The organism is Streptomyces sp. NPDC037301 (genome assembly GCF_055602785.1).
This window is the reverse complement of sequence record NZ_JBVJWD010000186.1, coordinates 1-1,190: the sequence shown is the minus strand read 5'-3', so window position 1 is coordinate 1,190 and position 1,190 is coordinate 1. Positions and strand designations below refer to the sequence as shown.

General features: G+C 66.3%; 1 protein-coding gene. It reads right to left on the bottom strand.

The genetic code is table 11. The features are described from left to right. On the bottom strand, positions 1–1,065 hold a 1,065-nt coding region (locus tag ACZ7IB_RS49290), incomplete at its 3' end, for an IS4 family transposase (protein WP_470921923.1). Between the last annotated feature and the right edge of the window lie 125 nt (positions 1,066–1,190).

Below are 1,190 nucleotides of genomic sequence, written 5' to 3'. Positions count from 1 at the left end.
CCGCAGGGCCTGGTAGAGCGTCAGCAGCGCCCACATCTCCTGTTCGACGCCGACGGGGTCGCCGGAACGCAGGACGCGTCCGGCCATGATCGTGTGTCGGAGCGCGTAATACGCCGATTCGTGTTCCCACCGCTGGTGGTAGAGGCGCGTCAGCGAGTCGGCGGGGTAGCGTCGGGAGTCGGTCAGGCTGGTGGCCAGGCGGTAGGAACCGGTGAAGCACGTGCCGTCGGCGCACGTCACGGTGATCTGCGCGTCGATGACCCGCACCCTCACGGTGCCGATCACCGACAGGTACGAGCCGTCGGCCAGACGTGTGAGGACCGGGGTACGCCGGTTGCTGCGGAGCCGGCCCAGGAACTGGGCACGGGTGGCACTCACCGCGGCGAGGAAGGCATTGCCGTCGAAACCCTTGTCCCACAGCACCAGCATGTCCGGCCGCAGCAGGTGCAGAAGGCGGGAGGCATAGCTGGTCTCGCCCTCGTCGGTGGGGCCGAAGACCACACCGAGGAGGGCCCGTGTCCCGGTCTCGACGAGTGTCATCAACTCAAGCGTGGGATAGCCGTGATGGGAGGTCCGGCCGAGCCATGCCCGGTTGCGCTCCGTGTCGGAGACCTTCTGCGAACTGCAGCCGTCGAACGACACCGTCCGGTACGGGCCGAAGCTCACTCCTGGGGTCGTCGGCCGCGCCAGCGGCCCGGCCAGTACGTCGAACAACGCCCGCACCGGTGTGGCTCCCAGCCTGCGCCGCAGGTCCCGCAGCGCCTTTGGAGTCGGAGAAGCGACCGGCACGTCGGCCAGCCCTGCCGTCAGCTTGTCCCAGACGAGCCGGTAACCGACTTCGGGAAAGAGACACATCGCCAGCAGAAAGTAGATGCCGACACGGGACGGGAGATCACGCAGTCGCCTCTGGAGGCGACGGGTCTCGTGAAGGACAGCGTCGACCAACTCGAACGGTATGACGGCCGTCAGCTCGCCCAGATGACCGGGCGCGAACTTGCCCGCAGCCACGGTGACCGACCGGGTGATGGCCATCATCGGCGCATGCAGGAGATGATGAGACGGCAACGGAGCTCCTTGGAGACAAGCTGTCTTGGTCGACTGCCTGTACCAACGAGCTCCGTTGTTCTAGGTCAGAAATCCTTCAACACCCCTTGCGTGACCTGCGAAAACGCTAACTACCTGGCCTTGGG